The sequence below is a fragment of the Cronobacter sp. 153480017-3 genome (genome assembly GCF_053627815.1).
This window is the reverse complement of the sequence record NZ_JBSEYN010000001.1, coordinates 601,793-622,099: the sequence shown is the minus strand read 5'-3', so window position 1 is coordinate 622,099 and position 20,307 is coordinate 601,793. Positions and strand designations below refer to the sequence as shown.

The 20,307-nt window shown below is 59.1% G+C and carries 17 protein-coding genes; all 17 read left to right on the top strand.

Annotated elements, in window-relative coordinates; all coding sequences use genetic code 11:
• The first annotated feature begins 10 nt into the window (after positions 1-10).
• The 17 genes from cheA to bglB all read left to right on the top strand — a co-directional run bounded on the left by cheA (position 11) and on the right by bglB (position 19,947).
• Positions 11-2,014 (top strand): chemotaxis protein CheA, encoded by a 2,004-nt coding sequence (cheA, locus tag ACUW6V_RS03030; RefSeq protein ID WP_007868792.1) that lies wholly within the window; start codon positions 11-13, stop codon positions 2,012-2,014.
• 28 nt (positions 2,015-2,042) lie between these two features.
• A complete protein-coding gene (gene cheW / locus ACUW6V_RS03025; protein WP_004384891.1) occupies positions 2,043-2,546 on the top strand; it encodes a chemotaxis protein CheW in 504 nt (167 codons plus the stop codon).
• A gap of 396 nt (positions 2,547-2,942) precedes the next feature.
• The gene (locus tag ACUW6V_RS03020; protein WP_004384892.1) at positions 2,943-3,509 is read left to right on the top strand and encodes a Csu type fimbrial protein; all 567 of its coding nucleotides are present in this window, start codon (positions 2,943-2,945) and stop codon (positions 3,507-3,509) included.
• Between the two features lie 62 nt (positions 3,510-3,571).
• Positions 3,572-4,081 (top strand): Csu type fimbrial protein, encoded by a 510-nt coding sequence (locus ACUW6V_RS03015; RefSeq protein WP_007900802.1) that lies wholly within the window; start codon positions 3,572-3,574, stop codon positions 4,079-4,081.
• A gap of 16 nt (positions 4,082-4,097) precedes the next feature.
• The gene (locus ACUW6V_RS03010) at positions 4,098-4,856 is read left to right on the top strand and encodes a fimbrial biogenesis chaperone (protein ID WP_454037981.1); all 759 of its coding nucleotides are present in this window, start codon (positions 4,098-4,100) and stop codon (positions 4,854-4,856) included.
• Positions 4,835-7,225 (top strand): fimbria/pilus outer membrane usher protein, encoded by a 2,391-nt coding sequence (locus tag ACUW6V_RS03005; protein ID WP_454037980.1) that lies wholly within the window; start codon positions 4,835-4,837, stop codon positions 7,223-7,225. The genes ACUW6V_RS03010 and ACUW6V_RS03005 overlap by 22 nt, the downstream gene beginning before the upstream one ends.
• Positions 7,222-8,175 (top strand): Csu type fimbrial protein, encoded by a 954-nt coding sequence (locus tag ACUW6V_RS03000; protein ID WP_069681998.1) that lies wholly within the window; start codon positions 7,222-7,224, stop codon positions 8,173-8,175. The genes ACUW6V_RS03005 and ACUW6V_RS03000 overlap by 4 nt, the downstream gene beginning before the upstream one ends.
• A 96-nt stretch (positions 8,176-8,271) precedes the next feature.
• Positions 8,272-9,942, top strand: a complete 1,671-nt coding sequence (gene tar, locus ACUW6V_RS02995; RefSeq protein WP_038880165.1) for a methyl-accepting chemotaxis protein II — start codon at positions 8,272-8,274, stop codon at positions 9,940-9,942.
• 280 nt (positions 9,943-10,222) lie between these two features.
• On the top strand, positions 10,223-11,089 hold the full coding sequence (gene cheR / locus ACUW6V_RS02990) for a protein-glutamate O-methyltransferase CheR (RefSeq protein WP_004388324.1): 867 nt from the start codon (positions 10,223-10,225) through the stop codon (positions 11,087-11,089).
• Positions 11,086-12,135, top strand: a complete 1,050-nt coding sequence (locus ACUW6V_RS02985; protein ID WP_004388325.1) for a protein-glutamate methylesterase/protein-glutamine glutaminase — start codon at positions 11,086-11,088, stop codon at positions 12,133-12,135. Before cheR ends, ACUW6V_RS02985 begins: the two co-directional genes overlap by 4 nt.
• Positions 12,136-12,152: 17 nt before the next feature.
• Positions 12,153-12,542, top strand: a complete 390-nt coding sequence (gene cheY, locus ACUW6V_RS02980) for a chemotaxis response regulator CheY (RefSeq protein ID WP_004388326.1) — start codon at positions 12,153-12,155, stop codon at positions 12,540-12,542.
• 10 nt (positions 12,543-12,552) lie between these two features.
• Positions 12,553-13,194, top strand: coding sequence for a protein phosphatase CheZ (cheZ, locus tag ACUW6V_RS02975; protein ID WP_004388327.1), 642 nt, complete (start codon positions 12,553-12,555; stop codon positions 13,192-13,194).
• Positions 13,195-13,326: 132 nt separating this feature from the next.
• Positions 13,327-14,475 (top strand): flagellar biosynthesis protein FlhB, encoded by a 1,149-nt coding sequence (flhB, locus tag ACUW6V_RS02970; protein WP_015386598.1) that lies wholly within the window; start codon positions 13,327-13,329, stop codon positions 14,473-14,475.
• Positions 14,468-16,546: a flagellar biosynthesis protein FlhA gene (gene flhA / locus ACUW6V_RS02965; RefSeq protein ID WP_004387398.1), complete on the top strand. Its 2,079-nt coding sequence runs from the start codon at positions 14,468-14,470 to the stop codon at positions 16,544-16,546. Before flhB ends, flhA begins: the two co-directional genes overlap by 8 nt.
• A complete protein-coding gene (gene flhE, locus ACUW6V_RS02960) occupies positions 16,546-16,947 on the top strand; it encodes a flagellar protein FlhE (protein WP_007900770.1) in 402 nt (133 codons plus the stop codon). The genes flhA and flhE overlap by 1 nt, the downstream gene beginning before the upstream one ends.
• Before the next feature lie 274 nt (positions 16,948-17,221).
• Complete coding sequence (locus ACUW6V_RS02955; protein WP_032988434.1) at positions 17,222-18,808, top strand: MFS transporter; 1,587 nt, start codon at positions 17,222-17,224, stop codon at positions 18,806-18,808.
• Positions 18,808-19,947: a beta-galactosidase BglB gene (gene bglB, locus ACUW6V_RS02950; protein WP_012124448.1), complete on the top strand. Its 1,140-nt coding sequence runs from the start codon at positions 18,808-18,810 to the stop codon at positions 19,945-19,947. Before ACUW6V_RS02955 ends, bglB begins: the two co-directional genes overlap by 1 nt.
• The last annotated feature ends 360 nt before the right edge of the window (positions 19,948-20,307 follow it).

The following is a 20,307-nucleotide window of genomic DNA, read 5'->3' as shown; positions in this document are numbered from 1 at the left end:
TAGCGTGAGTATGGATATTAGCGATTTTTATCAGACATTTTTCGATGAGGCTGACGAACTGTTGGCTGACATGGAGCAGCATTTGCTCGATCTGGTGCCCGAAGCGCCGGATGCCGAACAGCTAAATGCCATATTCCGCGCCGCGCACTCCATCAAGGGTGGCGCGGGAACCTTTGGCTTCACCATCCTGCAGGAAACCACCCATCTGATGGAAAACCTGCTGGATGAAGCACGTCGGGGTGAAATGCAACTCAACACCGACATTATCAACCTGTTTTTGGAAACCAAAGATATTATGCAGGAACAGCTTGACGCTTATAAAAGCTCTTCGGAGCCGGACGCAGCCAGCTTTGAATACATCTGTCAGGCACTGCGCCAACTGGCGCTCGAAGCCAAAGGCGAAGCGCCTGCGGCGGCGGCGAAACTCTCTGTTGTTGAAACAGAAACCGCGGCACCTGCGGCCAGTGCACCCACGGATGGCGGCAAGCTGCGCATAAAGCTTGGCAAACTCAAAGGCAATGAAATCGAACTCCTGCAGGAAGAGCTCGGTAATCTCGGCGCCTTAAGCCAGATTGAAAAGGGCGCCGATCACCTGATCGCCACTCTTGAAACCAGCGCCAGCGCAGATGACATCACCGCGGTGCTCTGCTTTGTCATCGAAGGCGATCAGATTGAGTTCCTGCCGCTGCCTGCCGCTGATGAAGCGCCTGCTGTCGCGGCCGCGCCAGTGGTTGAAGCCGCGCCTGCGCCTGTGGCCGCACCGGTCGCGAAAGCGCCTGCTGCCAGCGCCCCACGCGCCGAGCAGAACAAACCGGCCCGCGAAAAAGAAAACACCAGTATTCGTGTAGCGGTGGAGAAAGTTGACCAGCTGATAAACCTGGTGGGCGAGCTGGTTATTACCCAGTCGATGCTCCAGCAGCGCTCCAATGAGCTTGACCCGGTCACCCACGGCGACCTGATCACCAGCATGAGTCAGTTACAACGTAACGCCCGCGATCTGCAGGAATCGGTGATGTCCATCCGTATGATGCCGATGGAATACGTCTTCAGCCGCTTCCCGCGTCTGGTGCGCGATCTGGCGAGCAAACTTGGCAAGCAGGTTGAATTGACCCTGCAGGGCAGCTCCACCGAACTCGACAAGAGCCTGATTGAACGCATTATCGACCCGTTAACGCACCTGGTGCGTAACAGCCTCGACCACGGTATCGAATCGCCGGAAAAACGCGCCGCTGCGGGTAAATCCCCGGTGGGCAACCTGATCCTCTCCGCAGAACATCAGGGCGGCAACATTTGCATTGAAGTGACCGACGACGGCGCTGGCCTCAACCGCGAGCGTATCCTTGCGAAAGCGATGTCTCAGGGCATGGCCGTCAGTGAAAGCATGACCGATGACGAAGTGGGCATGCTCATCTTCGCGCCGGGCTTCTCCACGGCAGAGCAGGTGACCGATGTTTCCGGTCGCGGCGTCGGCATGGACGTGGTGAAACGTAACATTCAGGAGATGGGAGGCCATGTTGAAATCGCCTCCCGTCAGGGCCAGGGCACGACGATTCGTATCCTGCTGCCGCTGACGCTGGCTATCCTCGATGGCATGTCGGTTAAGGTAAACGAAGAAGTCTTTATTCTGCCGTTGAACGCGGTCATGGAGTCGCTGCAGCCGCGTGAAGAAGATCTGCATCCGCTGGCAGGCGGCGAGCGCGTACTGGAAGTGCGTGGCGAATATCTGCCGCTGGTGGAGTTGTGGAAAGTCTTTGATGTGCAAGGGGCGAAAACCGAAGCGACGCAGGGCATTGTCGTTATCCTGCAAAGCGCCGGTCGCCGTTATGCACTGCTGGTCGATCAGCTGATTGGTCAGCACCAGGTCGTCGTGAAAAACCTTGAGAGTAACTATCGCAAGGTGCCGGGTATTTCGGCCGCCACGATCCTGGGCGATGGTAGCGTGGCGCTGATTGTTGATGTATCCGCGCTGCAAAGTTTAAACCGTGAGCAACGTCTGGCGCCGACCGCCGCCTGAAGCCACTATCGTAGAAAAGGTAAGTAATATGACCGGTATGAGCAACGTCACTAAACTGGCCGGCGAGCCGTCTGGCCAGGAGTTCCTGGTATTCACTCTGGGCGACGAAGAATATGGTATCGATATTCTGAAAGTGCAGGAGATCCGCGGTTACGATCAGGTAACCCGTATCGCCAACACGCCGTCTTTCATTAAAGGCGTCACCAACCTGCGCGGTGTTATCGTGCCTATCGTTGACCTGCGCGTGAAGTTTGAGCAGGGCGATGTGGAATATAATGAAAACACCGTGGTTATCGTACTGAACTTCGGCCAGCGCGTGGTCGGTATCGTGGTGGATGGCGTCTCTGACGTGCTGTCTCTCACGGCCGAGCAGATCCGCCCGGCACCGGAATTCGCTGTGACGCTCTCCACAGAATACCTGACAGGCCTCGGCGCTATTGGCGAACGCATGCTGATTCTGGTACACATTGAGAAGCTGCTCAACAGCGAAGAGATGGAGCTGATTGACAGCGCAACCGCCCGCGTGGCGTGACAACAAGAAAAGCAGTGGCACGGGGCGCGAAAGCGCCCCTTTTTTTCGCCTGTTCACAGGCGAAGGAGGAGCCTGACGACATCGCACCGACAGAGAAAAGAGCCGCACTACCCGCTAAGCAGGGGGGCTTATAATGTGACGTAAATCACATACCAATTAATATATCATTTACCGTTTACATTCTGAAACGTTCAATAAAATCTAAATCTCTGTAATAAAAGGTTTTTCTCTTCTCCTCAGACGCCTCGTTGATGTTTTTAACAACTTTTGTGATGTTTTGAAACATAAACTAAATTTCAGATTAGCGTCTCGTCTGACGCGCTGCGCTTTATGGCTAAGGCCACTTGCCCGGCCTGCCAGCGCGTCACTTCCGTTTTGAGTTTGAGGGGATCCACGATGAAAACACGTCTGTTAGCGGTTATCTTCGGTGCCGGTGTCATGCTGAGCGCGCCGGCAAGTTATGCGGTCACCAGCAGCGGGACCATCGGCGCAACCTTAACGCTGACTAATGGTTGCCTGATCAACGGCTCCCCAAGCCAGAACGGGATCAACTTCGGTACGCTGAACTTCGGGACCAGCCCGGCGACATTCTCCACGCTGACCACCCAGTTAACGGGCGCGGGTGGCGGCAACACCTTCTCCATTCAGTGCACCACGCCGGAATACACCGTGCAGATAACCGGCAGTACCAACCAGGCACCGGGCACGGTTGTTGGCACGCCGGGCACGCCGGGGCGTTATCTGGTCAATACCACTAACACCGCGCAGGGCGTAGCGTACAGCCTCTACAGCGACAGCGCCTTCCAGAACGTGATCGCGAACAACGCCTCCATTCCGGCCGCGTCGACGACCGGTGGCGTGAGTAACTACACCATCTATGGCCGTATTCAGGGCGGCGGTAACAGCGTGACCGTCGTACCGGGCACCTACACCGACACCATTAACGTCAGCGTCACCTACTAAACGCCAGCAGGGCCGCGATGAGGATGAAGGGCAACCGGCAGCGGTTGCCCCTGGGGAGCGCTGTGCGGCGCATTCTGTGGGGGACGGCTGGCCTGTTAGCGGTGAGCGGCAACGCGCAGGCCGTCACGACGCAGTCGTTTCAGGTAAGCGCCACTGTCGCCGCCGGGTGTTCGGTCACGACCGGCACGGGCGGCGTCATGGGATCGCTCAACTTCGGCACCCATACCGGCGTCGAAAGCACGCGCGTCAGCACCAGTTTTGTGCCGTCTTCCTCGTTATTGCTCGCCTGTACGCCAGGCGTGGCGCTCAGCATGAGCATCAACGGCGGCCAGAACTACGGCTCATCGGTGCGCAACATGGTGCGCGGCGGCGGTACCGAACGGGTGCCGTATCGTCTCTATACGTCGAGCTCGCTCAATGCGGCGAGTGAAATCGGCGTCAACCAGGCGGTTTCCATCGCCTACAGCAACAGCAATAACATTTCGCTGCCTCTCTTTGGCGCAGCGCAGCTCACGGGCTTTAGCCCCGCCGGCAGCTATACCGACACGCTGACGGTGACATTATCATGGTGATACAGGGAGAGCAGACATGATGCAGTGCGCAACGTCTCTCAGGCGGCTCGGACTGGCCGCCGCGTTTTGGCTGACCACAGGCAGCGCCTGGTCGGCCGGCAATATGCTTATCTGGCCCATCGATCCTTACCTCGCGCCCGGCGACAACGCGGCGGAGTTGTGGATTCAAAATCAGGGCGCCACGCCGATGACCATGCAGGTGCGCATTGTGCGCTGGCGGCAGGAGGGCGGCAACGAGCGCTACCAGCAGCAGCAGGATGTGGTGGCAAGCCCACCGATTGTACGTATCGACGGCGGTAAAAAGCAGCTCATCCGCCTGATAAGCCAGGCGCAGATCCCGACGGGCGTCGAGCAGGCGTACCGTATCGTGGTGGATGAGATCCCACAGCCCACCGAGCCTGGCAAACCGCAGCTCGGCCTGAAACTGCAAATGCGCTATTCGATTCCGCTTTTCGCGTACGGCCAGGGCGTCGCCACCGAGCGCGCGGGCACGCATCACGCTTATTTACAGCCGGAAAATCTCTCCTGGCGGGTCGTCAGAGATAACGGCCAGCCCGCGATTGAAATTGCCAACCGGGATCAGATCCACGCGCGCATTAGCAAAGTGACGGTACAGCAGGGCGGCAAATCCCGTGTGCTGGCGGAAGGATTGCTGGGTTATGTGTTGCCAGGCCAGACGCGCATCTTTCCGCTGTCAGCGGGCGTGTCGCAGCCGACGCAGCTTAGCGCCTCCGTCAACGCCCGCGAGGGGACATGGCAGGCCGCCGCCCGGTGAGTCGTCGGGGGGTGATAATCAGCCTGCTGTGTGTCGTCTCTCCCGCCGTTTATGCGCTGGAAGGCGACGACGCGCTGCCGCCGCCGCCGGACGCGCAGGCCATTGACCGCCAGGCGGTGTTTCATCTGTCGGTGGTGGTCAACTATTACGATACCGGGCTGGTGGTGCCGGTAACGCGGCGCGGCGGCGCGATGTGGGTCTCGTCGGCCGATTTGCAGCGCGCCGGGCTGCCGGGCGATAAACTCCCGCAGGGCGAGGTTAACGTTGATGCGCTTCCGCAGGTGAAAAGCCGCTACGACAGCACGGGTCAGCGGCTGTTGCTGACGGTGCCCACCGACTGGGTGCCCGCGCGTACCGTGGCGCTCGGCGAGCAGGAGCGACGGGTGCGCCCGCGCGCCAGCAACGGGGCGGTGCTCAATTACGATTTTTACGCCAGCGACACCAATCACGGTCTGCGTCAGGCATCGCTCTGGCATGAGATGCGTCTGTTTGGCAATGCGGCCTCGTTTTCCACGACCGGGGCGTTACGGGAAGTGTTCCGCGGTTATCCGGGGCAGGATGAAGGCTATATGCGCTACGACACCGTGTTTAACAGCACCAACGATGACAGCGCCTGGAGCTGGTCGCTGGGCGATGTTATCAGCGACAGCCTGAGCTGGAGCAACAGCGTGCGCATGGGCGGCATTTCGGTCGGTCGCGATTTCTCGCTGCGTCCCGATCTCATTACCTATCCGCTGCCCGCATTCTCCGGCGAGGCGGCGGTGCCCACCACGGTAGACGTGTTTATCAACGGCTACCGCTCCGGCTCGACCGATCTCGCCCCCGGCCCCTTTACGCTCACCAATCTGCCTTATATTAACGGCTCGGGTGATGCGGTGCTGGTTACCACCGACGCCCTGGGCCGCCAGGTCTCCACTACGCTGCCGTTTTACGTGGCAAGCGAGCTGCTGAAACCAGGCTTAAGCGATGGCTCGTTCAGCGCGGGCGCGCTTCGCCGCAACTACGGCGTGAAAAATTTCGATTACGGCCCGGCGGCGGCAAGCGGCTCCTGGCGCTACGGGGTGACGGATTTCTGGACGCTGGAAACCCACGGCGAAGCGGCGGAAAAGCTTAAGCTCGGCGGCGTCGGGTCGCTGGTGAAGCTCGGCCGCTTCGGTGTGATCAACGGCGCGGGAAGCTGGAGCAAGATGCGCGATAACAGCGGCCAGCAGTGGAACTGGGGCTATCAGTACAACACGGCGGGTTTCAGCATTTCTACCCAGCAGACCCGCCGCACGCGCGGGTTCGGCAACCTGGCGCTCTACGATCAGCCCGTGCGCTACGATCAGTATCAGGAGCCTATCATCACCTTAAGCCGCTCCAGCGCCCAGTATGCGCTGACGCTTAATATGGGCGCGGCGGGCAGCGTCGGCGCGGCCTGGATTGACGTGCAGTCCTTTAACCGCGACCACACCCGGCTGCTGAACCTCTCGTGGAATAAAACGCTGTGGAATAGCAGCCTTTATCTGGCCGCGAGCCACGATTATGAAGAGCGCGACTGGACGTTCGCGCTCTCGCTGCAAATCCCGCTCGGCGAGCAGAGCTCGGTGGCGCTCAGTGCCGAGACCACGCCGGAGAGCGGCTCAACCCAGCGCGTTAACTTCAACCAGGCGATGCCAAGCGACGGCGGATTCAGCTGGAACCTCGCTTACGCCAGGCAGTCGCGCGATGACAACTATCAGCAGGCGACGCTCGGCTGGCGCAACAACCACATTGAGACGCAGGGCGGGATCTACGGCCAGACGAAAAACCTCACGCGCTGGGCCGAGGCCACCGGGTCTGTGGTGACGATGGACGGTGAACTGTTTGCGGCAAACCAGATCAACGACGCCTTCGCGGTGGTCAGCACTGACGGCCAGCCGGGTGTAACGGTGAACTTTGAAAACCAGCCGGTCGGGGAGACCGACGAGGAAGGCTATCTGCTGGTCAGCGGCGTAACGTCCTATTACCCGGCCACCTACAGCATCGACGCGCTGAATCTGCCTGCCGATACCCGCATCCGTGATACCGAACGACGCATCGCGCTGCGGCGTAACAGCGGTTATCTGGTGACCTTCCCGATGGAGCAGGAGCGGGTGGCGAGCGTGATTTTGCATGACGAAAACGACCAGCCGCTGCCGGTATCAAGCCAGGTGTTTCGTGATGATCGCCCCACAGCGGTGGTGGGGTACGACGGTATCGCCTGGCTTGAGGATATTGGCGGGGTGAATCCGCTGCGCGTCACGAAACCCGATGGCAGCACTTGCCGCGTCACGCTGACGGTGAGCTCGTCACGCTCGCATCGTCTGGAAACCTATGGTCCGCTCATTTGTCGCGAGGGTACGCCATGATTCGTCTGCTGCTGATGATTCTCCTTGTTGTGGCAAGCCTGCCTGCGCTGGCGGATTGTCGCGTCAGCGGCACCGGCGCAGCCTACGGCAGCCAGACGTCATTTGTGATTAACAGCACCGTCCAGACCACAACGGCGACGCTGACGCTGGACTGCGACTCGGTGTTGAACGTGCTCAATAATGACTTCGTGACCCTGACGCTGACCGGTGCCACCACAACCGCCGGCACCCGCGCCACGCTCGGGCGTAGCGGTGATACCACCGACCGCATTCCCGTTCAGGTTTGCGCCCAGAGCGGCTGCCCGTCCGGCAGTGAGCTTGCCATTAACGGCAGCTACCGCTGGACCGGGCAGTCGCTGCTGAATCTCTTAACCAGTAAACGTTACACCTTCCCGATCTATATCCGCACGTTACAAGGGCAGAACGTCGCGGCGGGTGCCTATCAGGTGACGCTCAATTTCAGCGTGAACTACAGCATCTGCGCGGTCGGCATTGCGGTCTGCCTGACGCCGCAGAACGGCACGTCAGCCTTCACAAGCCTGGTGACGCTCACCGTCACCAACGATTGCAGTACGATCACCGCGCCGAATCTGAATTTCGCCAGCGCGCCGCTGGTGAAAGACTTCGCGCCAGTCTCGCAAACCATCGCCATCACCTGCACCAAAGGCAGCACCTATACCGTTGGCATCAATAACGGCAACTATGCTGTCGGCAGCGTGCGCAATATGGCGAGCGGCACTAACCGTCTCAGCTATGAGATTTATAAAGGCAGCACCGCGAACCGCTGGGGCGTCAGCGGCACCGAACGCTGGGCCAGCGACACGCCCACGCAGGTCAGCAGCGATGGCCTGCTGAAATCCTATCAATACACGGCGCGTATCCTTGCGACCCAGAACACGCCGCCCGCAGGCAGTTACACCGATACGCTGGTGGTGGACGTGGCGTTCTGAGTCCGCCGCCGACTAACGCAAATTTCCTTTACACAACGATAAAGTTCCCCCAGGCCATGCCGATAACCCCTTCAGGAACCAGAAGGAAGGTGTCGCATGTTGAATCGTATCCGCGTTGTCTCACTGTTGATGATGGTGCTGGTGGTCTTCGCACTGCTGCAATTCATTTCCGGTGGGATGTTTTTTTCGTCACTGAATGAAAACCAGCAAAGTTTCGCCGCGTCGCACCAGCTGCGACTGCAACAGGCGCAGCTCAACCAGTCGTGGAACCTGCTGCTGCAGACCCGCATCAACTTAAGCCGCTCAGCGGCGCGGATGATGATGAATGCGAACAACCAGCAGAGCAGCGCGAAAACCGATCTGCTCAACACGGCGAAAAAAGTGCTGGCTGAAGCGGATACCCACTTTAACGCCTTTAAAGCCGTGACGGTGGATGTACCGGAGATTAACGCCGCCGCGGGCGACGTCGAGCAGAGCTATCGCGATTACTACCAGGCGCTGAGCGAACTGGTGCAGTACCTGGAAACCGGCAACATGGACGCCTACTTCGCGCAGGCGACGCAGGGCAAACAGAACGCGCTGGAAAAAGCCGTTATGCGCTATGACGACGTCAACGTGCGTCTGGCACAGCAGGCCTGGGACGAGAGCCGCAGCGATTTCCGTGTGGCCCAGTGGCAGACCGGCATTCTGGCGGTTCTGGTGGTGCTGGTTATCGCGCTGGTGTGGTACGGCATCCGTCACGTTCTGCTCAAACCGCTGGCAGGGGTTATCCACCATATTCGCGAGATTGCGGGCGGCAACCTGACCGAAACCATTACGGTTACCGGGCGTAACGAGATGACGGAGCTTTCCGCGAGCGTTCAGCATATGCAACAGGCGCTGATCCAGACGGTAAGCACCGTGCGTGAAGGCACCGATGCGATTTACAGCGGCACCAGCGAAATCGCCGCGGGCAATACCGATCTCTCTTCACGTACCGAAGAGCAGGCGTCCGCGCTGGAGCAGACCGCCGCCAGTATGGAAGAGCTGACCGCGACGGTGAAACAGAACGCCGAAAACGCCCGTCAGGCATCGCAGCTGGCACTGAGCGCGTCGGAAACCGCGCAGCGCGGCGGCAAAGTGGTGGATGGCGTGGTTAATACCATGCATGACATCGCCGCCAGCTCGAAAAAGATTTCAGACATTACCAGCGTCATTGATGGCATCGCCTTCCAGACCAACATTCTGGCGCTGAACGCCGCCGTGGAAGCGGCGCGGGCAGGGGAGCAGGGCCGCGGGTTCGCGGTGGTGGCAGGCGAAGTGCGCAACCTCGCGAGCCGCAGCGCTCAGGCGGCCAAAGAGATTAAGGCGCTGATTGAAGATTCCGTTTCGCGCGTCGATTCCGGCTCGGTGCTGGTGGAGAGCGCAGGTGAAACGATGCAGGAGATTGTCGGGGCGGTAACGCGCGTGACCGACATCATGGGCGAGATAGCCTCTGCGTCCGATGAACAGAGCCGCGGCATCGATCAGGTGGCGCTGGCGGTCTCCGAAATGGATCGCGTGACGCAGCAAAACGCCTCGCTGGTGCAGCAGTCCGCCGCTGCCGCGAGCGCGCTGGAAGACCAGGCAAGCCGCCTGTCACAGGCGGTCGCCGCCTTCCGTCTCGCGGCATCGCGTGCCAGCGCCCCGCGCAGCGTCCAGACGGCCGCGCCGGTGAGCGCCAGCCTGACGCCCGTAACGGCAAGTCAACCGGCCGTTGCAAGCCAGGACAACTGGGAAACGTTCTGAACAGGCTCCGGTCTTTGACCGGCTAAGGAAACAAGGATGGGGTACCGAAGGGCAACGCTGTCGGCCGTTTTTGGGGCAAGGGCGCATGGCGCTACAGCGTGGGATGCACCGCACAGTGCATCGGCACAACCGAACCGTATCGGCCGCGTGCAGCATGGCGCGTCCGATAAGAAAAACGTTTCAGTCTTAAACCTTGAACACGGCTTTTGTAAGCGTAACAAGATGGCCGCACCCCCGTAAGGGGTGCCAGTAACACTCTGACTGTGAAGAAGAAGGCAACATGACATCATCCATGCCTGCTGGGCAAACGTCATTATTAGTACAGATGACACAGCGCCTTGCGCTGTCCGACACCCACTTCCGTCGGATATGTCAATTGATATACCAGCGCGCCGGGATCGTGCTGGCCGAACATAAGCGGGACATGGTTTACAACCGTCTGGTTCGTCGTCTGCGCACGCTCGGGCTGGATGATTTCGGACGCTATCTCAGCATGCTGGAGGCCAATGCCAACAGCGCCGAGTGGCAGGCGTTTATCAACTCGCTGACCACCAACCTGACGGCGTTTTTCCGCGAGGCGCACCACTTCCCGGTGCTGGCGGAGCACGCGCGTAAGCGTTCGGGCGAGTACCGCGTCTGGAGCGCCGCGGCGTCGACGGGCGAGGAGCCTTACTCCATCGCCATTACGCTTGCCGATACGCTCGGCACCGCGCCTGGCCGCTGGAAAGTCTACGGCACGGATATCGATACCGAAGTGCTGCAAAAAGCACAGAGCGGAATTTACCGGCAGGAGGAGCTGAAAACCCTCTCGCCGCAGCAGATGCAACGCTATTTTATGCGCGGCACCGGGCCTCACCAGGGGCTGGTGCGCGTGCGTAACGAACTGGCGAACCAGATTGAGTTCGCCTCGCTGAACCTGCTTGATAAGCAGTACAACGTACCGGGGCCATTTGACGCGATTTTCTGCCGCAACGTGATGATTTATTTCGATAAAGAAACACAGCAGGAGATCCTCAAACGCTTTGTTCCGCTGCTGAAGCCAGGCGGTCTGCTGTTTGCAGGCCACTCGGAAAACTTCAGTAACCTCAGTCGGGAGTTCTCGCTGCGCGGTCAGACGGTGTATGCCCTGAGTAAGGAAAAAGAATGAGTAAAATCAGAGTGTTGTCAGTAGATGATTCGGCGCTGATGCGTCAAATCATGACCGAAATTATCAACAGCCACAGCGATATGGAGATGGTGGCGACGGCGCCGGACCCGCTGGTGGCGCGCGATCTGATTAAGCAGTTCAACCCGGATGTCTTAACGCTGGATGTTGAAATGCCGCGCATGGATGGCCTCGATTTCCTGGAAAAACTGATGCGTCTGCGTCCGATGCCGGTGGTCATGGTCTCTTCGCTGACGGGAAAAGGCTCTGAAGTGACGCTGCGCGCGCTGGAGCTGGGCGCGGTGGATTTCGTGACCAAGCCGCAGCTTGGCATTCGTGAAGGGATGCTGGCCTACAGCGAACTGATTGCCGATAAAGTGCGTACCGCCTCGCGTGCGCGGATTTCCGCCCGCCTGCCGGACGCGGTGCCGAAAACGCTGAAAGCAGGCCCGCTGTTGAGTTCGGAAAAACTGATTGCCATTGGTGCCTCCACGGGCGGCACCGAAGCGATTCGCCATGTGCTCCAGCCGCTGCCGCTCTCAAGCCCGGCGGTACTGATTACCCAGCACATGCCGCCTGGATTTACCCGTTCTTTCGCCGAGCGACTGAACAAGCTGTGCCAGATTAGCGTGAAAGAAGCCGAAGACGGCGAGCGCGTGCTGCCGGGCCATGCCTATATCGCGCCAGGCGATAAGCATATGGAGCTCGCGCGCAGCGGCGCTAACTACCAGATAAAAATCCACGACGGGCCGCCAGTTAACCGGCACCGTCCGGCCGTGGATGTGTTGTTTCACTCCGTAGCCAAACATGCGGGGCGCAACGCGGTGGGCGTGATCCTCACCGGGATGGGCAACGATGGCGCGGCGGGAATGCTGGCGATGCACCAGGCGGGCGCCTGGACCATCGCCCAAAACGAAGCGAGTTGTGTGGTGTTCGGCATGCCGCGTGAGGCCATCAATATGGGTGGCGTCAGCGAAGTCGTCGATCTAAGCCAGGTCAGCCAGCAGATGCTGGCGAAAATCAGTGCCGGACAGGCAATACGTATTTAACGAGGAGTACAGTTTTTATGGCGGATAAAGATCTCAAGTTTCTGGTTGTGGATGATTTCTCCACCATGCGCCGCATTGTACGTAACCTGCTCAAAGAGCTGGGTTTTAACAACGTAGAAGAAGCGGAAGATGGTGTGGATGCCCTCAACAAACTGCAGACCGGTGGTTTCGGTTTCGTGATTTCCGACTGGAACATGCCCAACATGGATGGTCTTGAGCTGCTCAAAACCATTCGCGCCGACGGTGCTATGGCGTCCATGCCGGTACTGATGGTGACGGCGGAAGCCAAGAAAGAGAACATCATCGCGGCAGCGCAGGCAGGCGCCAGCGGCTACGTGGTGAAACCGTTCACGGCGGCGACGCTTGAAGAAAAACTGAGCAAGATTTTCGAAAAACTCGGCATGTGAGGACAGGCAGATGACGGCATCGATAAAACCGACTGACGAGCATTCGACTGGCGACATTATTGTCCGTATCGGCAGTCTTACCCGCATGCTGCGTGACAGTCTGCGCGAGCTGGGGCTTGATCAGGCGATTGCGGAAGCGGCGGAAGCTATCCCGGACGCGCGCGACCGTCTGGATTACGTGGTGCAGATGACAGCGCAGGCCGCCGAACGCGCCCTGAACTGCGTCGAGGCTTCGCAGCCTCACCAGAACAAACTGGAAAGCGACGCGAAAGCGCTGAGCGGCCGCTGGGACGAATGGTTCGAAAACCCGATCGAACTGAGCGACGCGCGCGAACTCGTGACCGACACCCGCCAGTATCTGGCCGAGGTGCCGGACCATACGAGCTTCACCAACGCCCAGCTTCTGGAAATCATGATGGCACAGGATTTCCAGGATCTGACCGGTCAGGTGATCAAGCGCATGATGGATGTTATCCAGGAGATTGAGCGCCAGCTTCTGATGGTGCTGCTGGAGAACATGCCGGAGCCGAACGCGCGCGCCAAGCGCCCGAACGACAGCCTGCTCAACGGCCCGCAGCTGGACGCCACCGCCGCAGGCGTCGTGGCAAGCCAGGATCAGGTCGACGACCTGCTCGACAGTCTGGGGTTCTGATCCCCGCTAACCCTCCCTTCGGGGAGGGCAGTAAAGCGCGAAACAACCACCGGTTTTGCGCTTTTCTCTTCCCATTAGCTTTTCCCGCCTCTGGCATGCTAGCTGCGTAATAGTAGCTGCGAGAATCGAATCGTGTCAGACGATAGCGACGACAAAACAGAAGCCCCCACACCCCACCGACGAGAAAAGGCGCGAGAAGAAGGGCAGATCCCCCGTTCCCGTGAACTGACCTCCATGCTGATGCTGCTGGTCGGCGTCGCGGTGATTTGGGTAGGTGGTTCGCTGCTGGCACGTCAGCTGGCGGCCATGCTCTCTCACGGCCTCCATTTCGATCACAGCATTATTAACGACCCTAAACTTGTGGTCGGGCAGATCAGTTTTTTGATAAAGCAGGCGCTGATGGCGCTGGTTCCGCTGATTATGGGCGTGGTGATTGTGGCGCTGTTTGCCCCGATGCTGTTAGGTGGCCTGCTGTTTAACCCGAAAGCGGTGGCGTTTAAGCCAGAAAAACTGAACCCGCTGCCGGGCATCAAACGCATTTTTTCATCGCAGTCGCTGGCGGAGTTGCTGAAAGCCATTCTGAAGTCGGTCCTGGTGGGCATCGTGACGGGCTGTTTCCTCTGGTACAACTGGCCAGACATTATGCGTCTTATCAGCGAATCGCCGATAGCCGCCATGCGCAACGCCCTGAATCTGGTCGCGCTGTGCTGCATTCTTATCGTGATGGGCCTGGTGCCGATGGTGGGCTTTGACGTGTTCTGGCAGATAGTCAGCCACACCAAAAAATTACGCATGTCGCGCCAGGATATCCGCGATGAATTCAAGAACCAGGAAGGCGATCCGCACGTGAAAGGGCGCATTCGCCAGCAGCAGCGCGAAGCCGCCCGTCGCCGCATGATGGCGGACATACCGAAAGCCGACGTTATCGTCAACAACCCGACGCACTACTCGGTAGCGTTGCAGTATGACGAGAACAAGATGAGCGCCCCGAAAGTGGTGGCCAAAGGCGCAGGGCTGGTGGCGCTGCGTATTCGCGAAATTGGTAATGAACATCGAATTCCGATGCTGGAAGCGCCGCCGCTGGCGCGCGCGTTATACCGGCATGCGGAAATCGGTCAGCAGATCCCAGGGCAGCTTTACGCTGCCGTCGCGGAAGTGCTGGCATGGGTATGGCAACTCAAGCGCTGGCGTCTGGCTGGCGGCTTGATTCCGAAGAAACCTGAAAACCTTCCGGTGCCTGAGGCGCTGGATTTTTTGAACGAGAAGGACACTGATGGCTAATCTGGTGGCAATGCTGCGCCTGCCTGGCAATTTGAAATCGACCCAATGGCAGATACTCGCCGGGCCGGTTATCATCCTGATGATCCTGTCGATGATGGTGCTGCCATTACCGGCCTTCATCCTGGATTTGCTGTTCACCTTTAACATCGCGCTTTCCATTATGGTGCTGCTGGTGGCGATGTTCACCCAGCGCACGCTGGAGTTCGCGGCGTTCCCGACCATTCTGCTGTTTACCACGTTGCTGCGTCTGGCGCTGAACATTGCGTCCACGCGTATCATTCTGATGGACGGCCACACGGGTGCGGCGGCGGCGGGGAAAGTGGTGGAGGCGTTCGGCCACTTCCTGGTCGGCGGCAACTTCGCCATCGGTATCGTGGTGTTCATCATTCTCGTCATCATTAACTTCATGGTTATCACCAAGGGGGCGGGGCGTATCGCGGAAGTGGGCGCGCGCTTTGTCCTTGACGGGATGCCAGGCAAACAGATGGCTATCGACGCCGACCTTAACGCCGGGCTTATCGGTGAAGAGGAAGCGAAAAAACGCCGTACTGAAGTGACCCAGGAAGCCGACTTTTACGGCTCGATGGACGGTGCGAGTAAGTTCGTGCGCGGTGACGCCGTCGCGGGCTTGCTGATTATGGCTATCAACATTATCGGCGGCCTGCTGGTGGGTGTGGTGCAGCACGGTATGCCGGTCGGCCAGGCGGCGGAGAGCTATACGCTTTTGACCATCGGTGACGGCCTGGTGGCACAGATCCCGGCGCTGGTGATTTCGACCGCGGCGGGCGTTATCGTGACCCGCGTCGCCACCGATCAGGACGTTGGCGAGCAGATGGTCGGCCAGCTGTTCAATAACCCGCGCGTGATGGTGCTGAGCGCCGCCGTCCTCGGCCTGCTCGGTATGGTGCCGGGGATGCCTAACTTTGTGTTCCTGCTGTTTACCGCCGCGCTGCTGGGGCTCGCCTGGTGGATGCGCGGCCGCGAACAGCAGGCGCCAGCCGCGCCCGCGCCGGTTATCCAGCAGGATAATCCGCAGGCCGTGGAAGCGACCTGGAACGACGTGCAGCTGGAAGATTCGCTCGGGATGGAAGTGGGCTACCGCCTGATCCCGATGGTGGATATGCAGCAGGACGGCGAACTGCTGGGCCGCATCCGCAGTATCCGTAAGAAATTCGCGCAGGATCTCGGCTTTCTGCCGCCGGTGGTGCATATCCGCGACAACATGGATCTGCCGCCGGCTCGTTATCGTATTCTGATGAAAGGCGTGGAAATCGGCAGCGGTGAAGCCTATCCGGGCCGCTGGCTGGCGATTAACCCCGGCACCGCCGCAGGCTCTCTGCCGGGCGAGCCGACGGTCGATCCGGCGTTTGGTCTGGCCGCTATCTGGATTGAAAGCGCGCTGAAAGAGCAGGCGCAAATCCAGGGCTTTACAGTGGTTGAGGCCAGCACCGTGGTGGCAACGCACCTGAACCATCTGATCGCGCAATACTCCGCTGAGCTGTTTGGCCGTCAGGAAGCGCAGCAGCTTCTCGATCGCGTGAGCAAAGAGCTGCCGAAACTGACCGAAGATCTGGTGCCGGGCGTCGTGACGCTCACCACGCTGCATAAAGTGCTGCAAAACCTGCTTGCCGAGAAAGTGCCAATCCGCGACATGCGCACCATTCTGGAAACGCTTGCCGAGCACGCGCCGGTTCAGAACGATCCAAACGAACTGACCGCCGTGGTGCGTGTGGCGCTGGGCCGCGCGATTACCCAGCAGTGGTTCCCTGGCAACGACGAAGTGCAGGTGATTGGGCTTGATACGTCGCTTGAGCGTCTGCTGCTGCAGGCGTTGCAGGGCGGCGGTGGCCTGGAGCCTGGCCTTGCGGATCGCCTGCTTGAGCAGGCGCAAGAGGCGCTGTCGCGCCAGGAGATGCTCGGCGCGCCGCCGGTACTGCTGGTGAACCACGCGCTGCGTCCGTTGCTCGCGCGTTTCCTGCGCCGCAATCTGCCGCAGCTGGTGGTGCTCTCGAACCTTGAGCTCTCCGATAACCGCAATATCCGCATGACGTCCAGCATCGGAGGTAAATAATGCGCGCGCGCTTGTTAATGGCGTTGCTGACGCTGCCTGTGCTGGCGAACGCCGCAGGAGAGGGCGCCTGGCAGGCGAGCGCGATGGGGCCGGTAGTGAGCCAGCGCGGCATGGCGGCCTCGTCACCGCTGCTGGCACCGGATTCCCCGCCGCCGCAGGGCGTGATGACGGTCGTGGTCTGGCGCTATGAGCTGGCAGGCCCGACGCCCGCAGGCATGGTGGCGCGGCTCTGCTCGCAGACCCGCTGTGTGGACGTGGACGACCAGACCGGCACCACGCGCGCCTTTACCAACGTTTCCGCCGCCGAGCCGCTGCGCTTTATCTTTGAAGTGCCGGGCGGCGGCAGGCTGTGGCCTGCGCTGGAAGTGCGCAGCAGCCAGGTCATCGTCAATTACCGTTAACCATCTTCTGTAAAACGCGCCGCCGCGCGTTTTCTTTCTCCGGCCGTCCGATTTTTGGCGGCTGGCTCGCAGTTCTGAACTCCCGCTTTGAACACTTCGAAACGCTGTTTTATAAATCAGTGAAGCCGGTGGCGGCGCTCTTTGTATTTTTGCCAGTATTGCGTTTCAGGTGGCAGAAAAGGAAAGGTTTCCCACCCGCCATACTTTTACTTTAGCCCTGATAGCTCTGCGCCTGGCCGCAGGACTCCACATAAAAACACACAGGGTGACGGCGATGAAAACGCGTAAACCAGGACTGGCAAATTACCTTGCCTACGGGTCAGGAGACTTCCTCGGCGCAGGAACGACCGCCCTCACGGCAGCGTGGCTTCTCTATTTCTACACGACCTTCTGTGGCTTAAGCCCGATTGAGGCGACCTTCATTTTCGCGGCGGCGAGGGTCGCCGATGCGGTGGTCAGCCCGCTGATGGGCTTTCTTACTGACAACTTCGGCACCACCTGGCTCGGCCGCCGGTTTGGCCGCCGGAAATTCTTTATCCTGCTCGGCATTCCCTGTGTCTTTAGCTACTCGCTGATGTGGGTGGGAGATATGGGATTCTGGTACTACCTGCTCACCTACCTGCTGTTTGATATCGTCTACACCATGATTCTGGTGCCTTACGAGACGCTGGTGCCGGAAATGACCGATGATTTCAAACAGAAAACCAAATTCTCCGGCGCGCGTATTTCGATGGCCCAGATGTCCGCCATTCTGGCGTCGTTCCTGCCGGGCGTGCTGCTGACGCACTTCGGTAAAGACAATGCAGTCTCCTTCTTCTATGCAAGCCTGGTCTTCTCGGTGCTCTGCGCGATCATGCTGACGCTGGTGTGGATCTTCACCTGGGAGCGCCCGCGCGAAGAATGGTCACAGGCCGCGCTGCGCGCCGAAGAAGAGAAGAAACACCTGACGCTCGGCCAGAGCCTGCGCCGTCTGGTGGTTGAACTCTCCTCCACGCTGCGTATCCGTATTTTCCGCCAGCATCTTGGCATGTATCTCGGCGGCTATATCGCCCAGGACGTCTTCAACGCGGTGTTTACTTACTACGTGGTGTTTGTGCTGATGCAGGAAGCGTCTGTCGCCTCTAATCTGCTCGGCACGATGGCGGTATTCCAGTTTATCGCTGTTATCGCGATGATCCCGCTTTGCATCCGCTTCGGGCCTGCGCCGTCTTATCGCATGGTGGTGGTGCTGTTTGGCCTGAGCTCGCTCTCTTACGCGCTGCTCTATTATACCGGCATGAGCGATATTTACTCGCTGCTGTTGTTGGTCTCGGCGCTGGCGGGCCTCGGGCGCGGCGGCATTAACTATGTGCCGTGGAATACCTACACCTATATCGCCGATGTCGATGAAGTGGTTACCGGGCAGCGCCGCGAGGGCATTTTTGCGGGGATAATGACGCTCACCCGTAAAGCCTCGCAGGCGGGCGCGGTGATGCTGGTGGGAATTGTGATGCAGATGTCCGGGTTTGTCTCCGGCCAGAGCACCCAGGCACCCGCGGTGAGCCATACCATTCTGACCATTTTAAGCGTCGGCACGATAGCCGTGCTGGCCTGCGGTTTCCTGATTTCCCTGCGCTTTAAGCTCAACCTGAAAACCCACAGCATCCTGCGTGAAGAGACCGCGAAGATGCGCGCCAGCGGCCGTGTGATGCCGGAGAGCATCAGCCCCGCGAACCGCGCGACGGTCGAGATGCTGGCGGGCATGCCTTATGAAAGCCTGTGGGGGAATAACAACATTGGCTATCTGAACCGCAATAAGCCAGCGGCACCCCCGCTGAAAACGGTCACTCCCGAATTTGATACGACACAGAGGTTAAGTTAATGATTGTCTGGCCCGTAAAACACAGCCCGCTGCTGCGTCAGCCGGAGCGTTTCATTGCCCGTGATGAACTGAAGGCGATGATCCACAAAATTACCGACAACCTGATCAACATTAAAGATGAAACCGGGCAGTTCCTCCTGCGCCTCGATGACGGGCGCGTGATTGATACCAAAGGCTGGGCAGGCTGGGAGTGGACGCACGGGGTAGGGCTGTACGGCATTTATCAATATTACCGCCAGACCGGTGATGAGCGGATGCGCGCGGTGATTGACGACTGGTTCGCGGCGCGCTTTGCCGAAGGCGCCACCACCAAAAACGTCAACACGATGGCCCCGTTCCTGACGCTGGCGTACCGCTATGAAGAGACGCGCGACCCCGCGCTGTTACCCTGGCTTGAAACCTGGGCCGAATGGGCCATGTATGAAATGCCGCGCACCGACCAGGGCGGGATGCAGCACATCACGCTCGCTGAAGAGAATCATCAGCAGATGTGGGACGACACGCTGATGATGACGGTTCTGCCGCTCGCTAAAATCGGCAAGCTGCTCGGGCGTCAGGCGTACGTTGATGAGGCGATCTATCAGTTCCTGCTGCATATGCAGAACCTGATGGACCGGAAAACCGGGCTGTGGTTCCACGGCTGGAATTACGAAGGTTGCCATAATTTTGCGAACGCTCGCTGGGCGCGCGGCAATAGCTGGGTGACGATTGTTATCCCCGATTTTCTTGAGCTGATGGACTGGCCGGAGCAGCATCCGGTGCGCCGCTATCTGACGCAGGTATTGGCGCGCCAGGCGGCGGCGCTGGCAGAGTGTCAGGATGAGAGCGGGTTGTGGCACACCCTTCTTGACGATCCCAGTTCCTACCTGGAAGCGTCCGCCACGGCCGGGTTCGCCTGCGGCCTGCTGAAGGCGGTGCGCAAGCGCTATATCGGCAAGGAGTACGGCCTGGTGGCGGAGAAGGCTATCAAAGGCGTAGTGGCGAACGTTTCGCCGCAGGGCGAGCTGTTGCAGGTATCGTTCGGCACCGGCATGGGAAGCGATCTCGACTTTTACCGGCAGATCCCGCTTACGTCGATGCCTTATGGTCAGGCAATGGCTATTCTGTGTCTGACGGAATACCTGCGCACTTATCTGTAACGATATGCGCCGCGTGCCAAATCCCGTCACGCGGCGTACATTTGATTGTTCTTACACTGCTTAAAATGTTTAATTCCGCACCGTCCCGCTCATCACGCTTATCGTATTAGCCGGAAAGCATTTAAGCTATTAGTATTAGCTTATTTATACAGTATGCCTCTTGTTATGGCTCTGATAATATTAATACCGCGCTTATCCAGCTAATATTATATTTTCAATATTAAATTCCTCCAAAAAAGTAATTCATTGTATCTTGTTTCTTTGTTGTCAGTCTTTAAAATGCCAGCCGCACTGCCATTATTGTTGGTTTATTTTTTACAGTAACAATAACCAGGTAAATCCAGCAATGTCGCTGCTATG

Coding starts and splice junctions, on each gene's coding strand:
- cheZ (WP_004388327.1), top strand. CDS start 12,553: ATGACGGCATCGATAAAACCGACTGACGAGCATTCGACTGGCGACATT.
- ACUW6V_RS03005 (WP_454037980.1), top strand. CDS start 4,835: ATGGCAGGCCGCCGCCCGGTGAGTCGTCGGGGGGTGATAATCAGCCTG.
- tar (WP_038880165.1), top strand. CDS start 8,272: ATGTTGAATCGTATCCGCGTTGTCTCACTGTTGATGATGGTGCTGGTG.
- cheR (WP_004388324.1), top strand. CDS start 10,223: ATGACATCATCCATGCCTGCTGGGCAAACGTCATTATTAGTACAGATG.
- cheW (WP_004384891.1), top strand. CDS start 2,043: ATGACCGGTATGAGCAACGTCACTAAACTGGCCGGCGAGCCGTCTGGC.
- flhA (WP_004387398.1), top strand. CDS start 14,468: ATGGCTAATCTGGTGGCAATGCTGCGCCTGCCTGGCAATTTGAAATCG.
- ACUW6V_RS02955 (WP_032988434.1), top strand. CDS start 17,222: ATGAAAACGCGTAAACCAGGACTGGCAAATTACCTTGCCTACGGGTCA.
- cheA (WP_007868792.1), top strand. CDS start 11: ATGGATATTAGCGATTTTTATCAGACATTTTTCGATGAGGCTGACGAA.
- ACUW6V_RS03010 (WP_454037981.1), top strand. CDS start 4,098: ATGATGCAGTGCGCAACGTCTCTCAGGCGGCTCGGACTGGCCGCCGCG.
- flhE (WP_007900770.1), top strand. CDS start 16,546: ATGCGCGCGCGCTTGTTAATGGCGTTGCTGACGCTGCCTGTGCTGGCG.
- ACUW6V_RS03020 (WP_004384892.1), top strand. CDS start 2,943: ATGAAAACACGTCTGTTAGCGGTTATCTTCGGTGCCGGTGTCATGCTG.
- cheY (WP_004388326.1), top strand. CDS start 12,153: ATGGCGGATAAAGATCTCAAGTTTCTGGTTGTGGATGATTTCTCCACC.
- ACUW6V_RS03000 (WP_069681998.1), top strand. CDS start 7,222: ATGATTCGTCTGCTGCTGATGATTCTCCTTGTTGTGGCAAGCCTGCCT.
- ACUW6V_RS02985 (WP_004388325.1), top strand. CDS start 11,086: ATGAGTAAAATCAGAGTGTTGTCAGTAGATGATTCGGCGCTGATGCGT.
- bglB (WP_012124448.1), top strand. CDS start 18,808: ATGATTGTCTGGCCCGTAAAACACAGCCCGCTGCTGCGTCAGCCGGAG.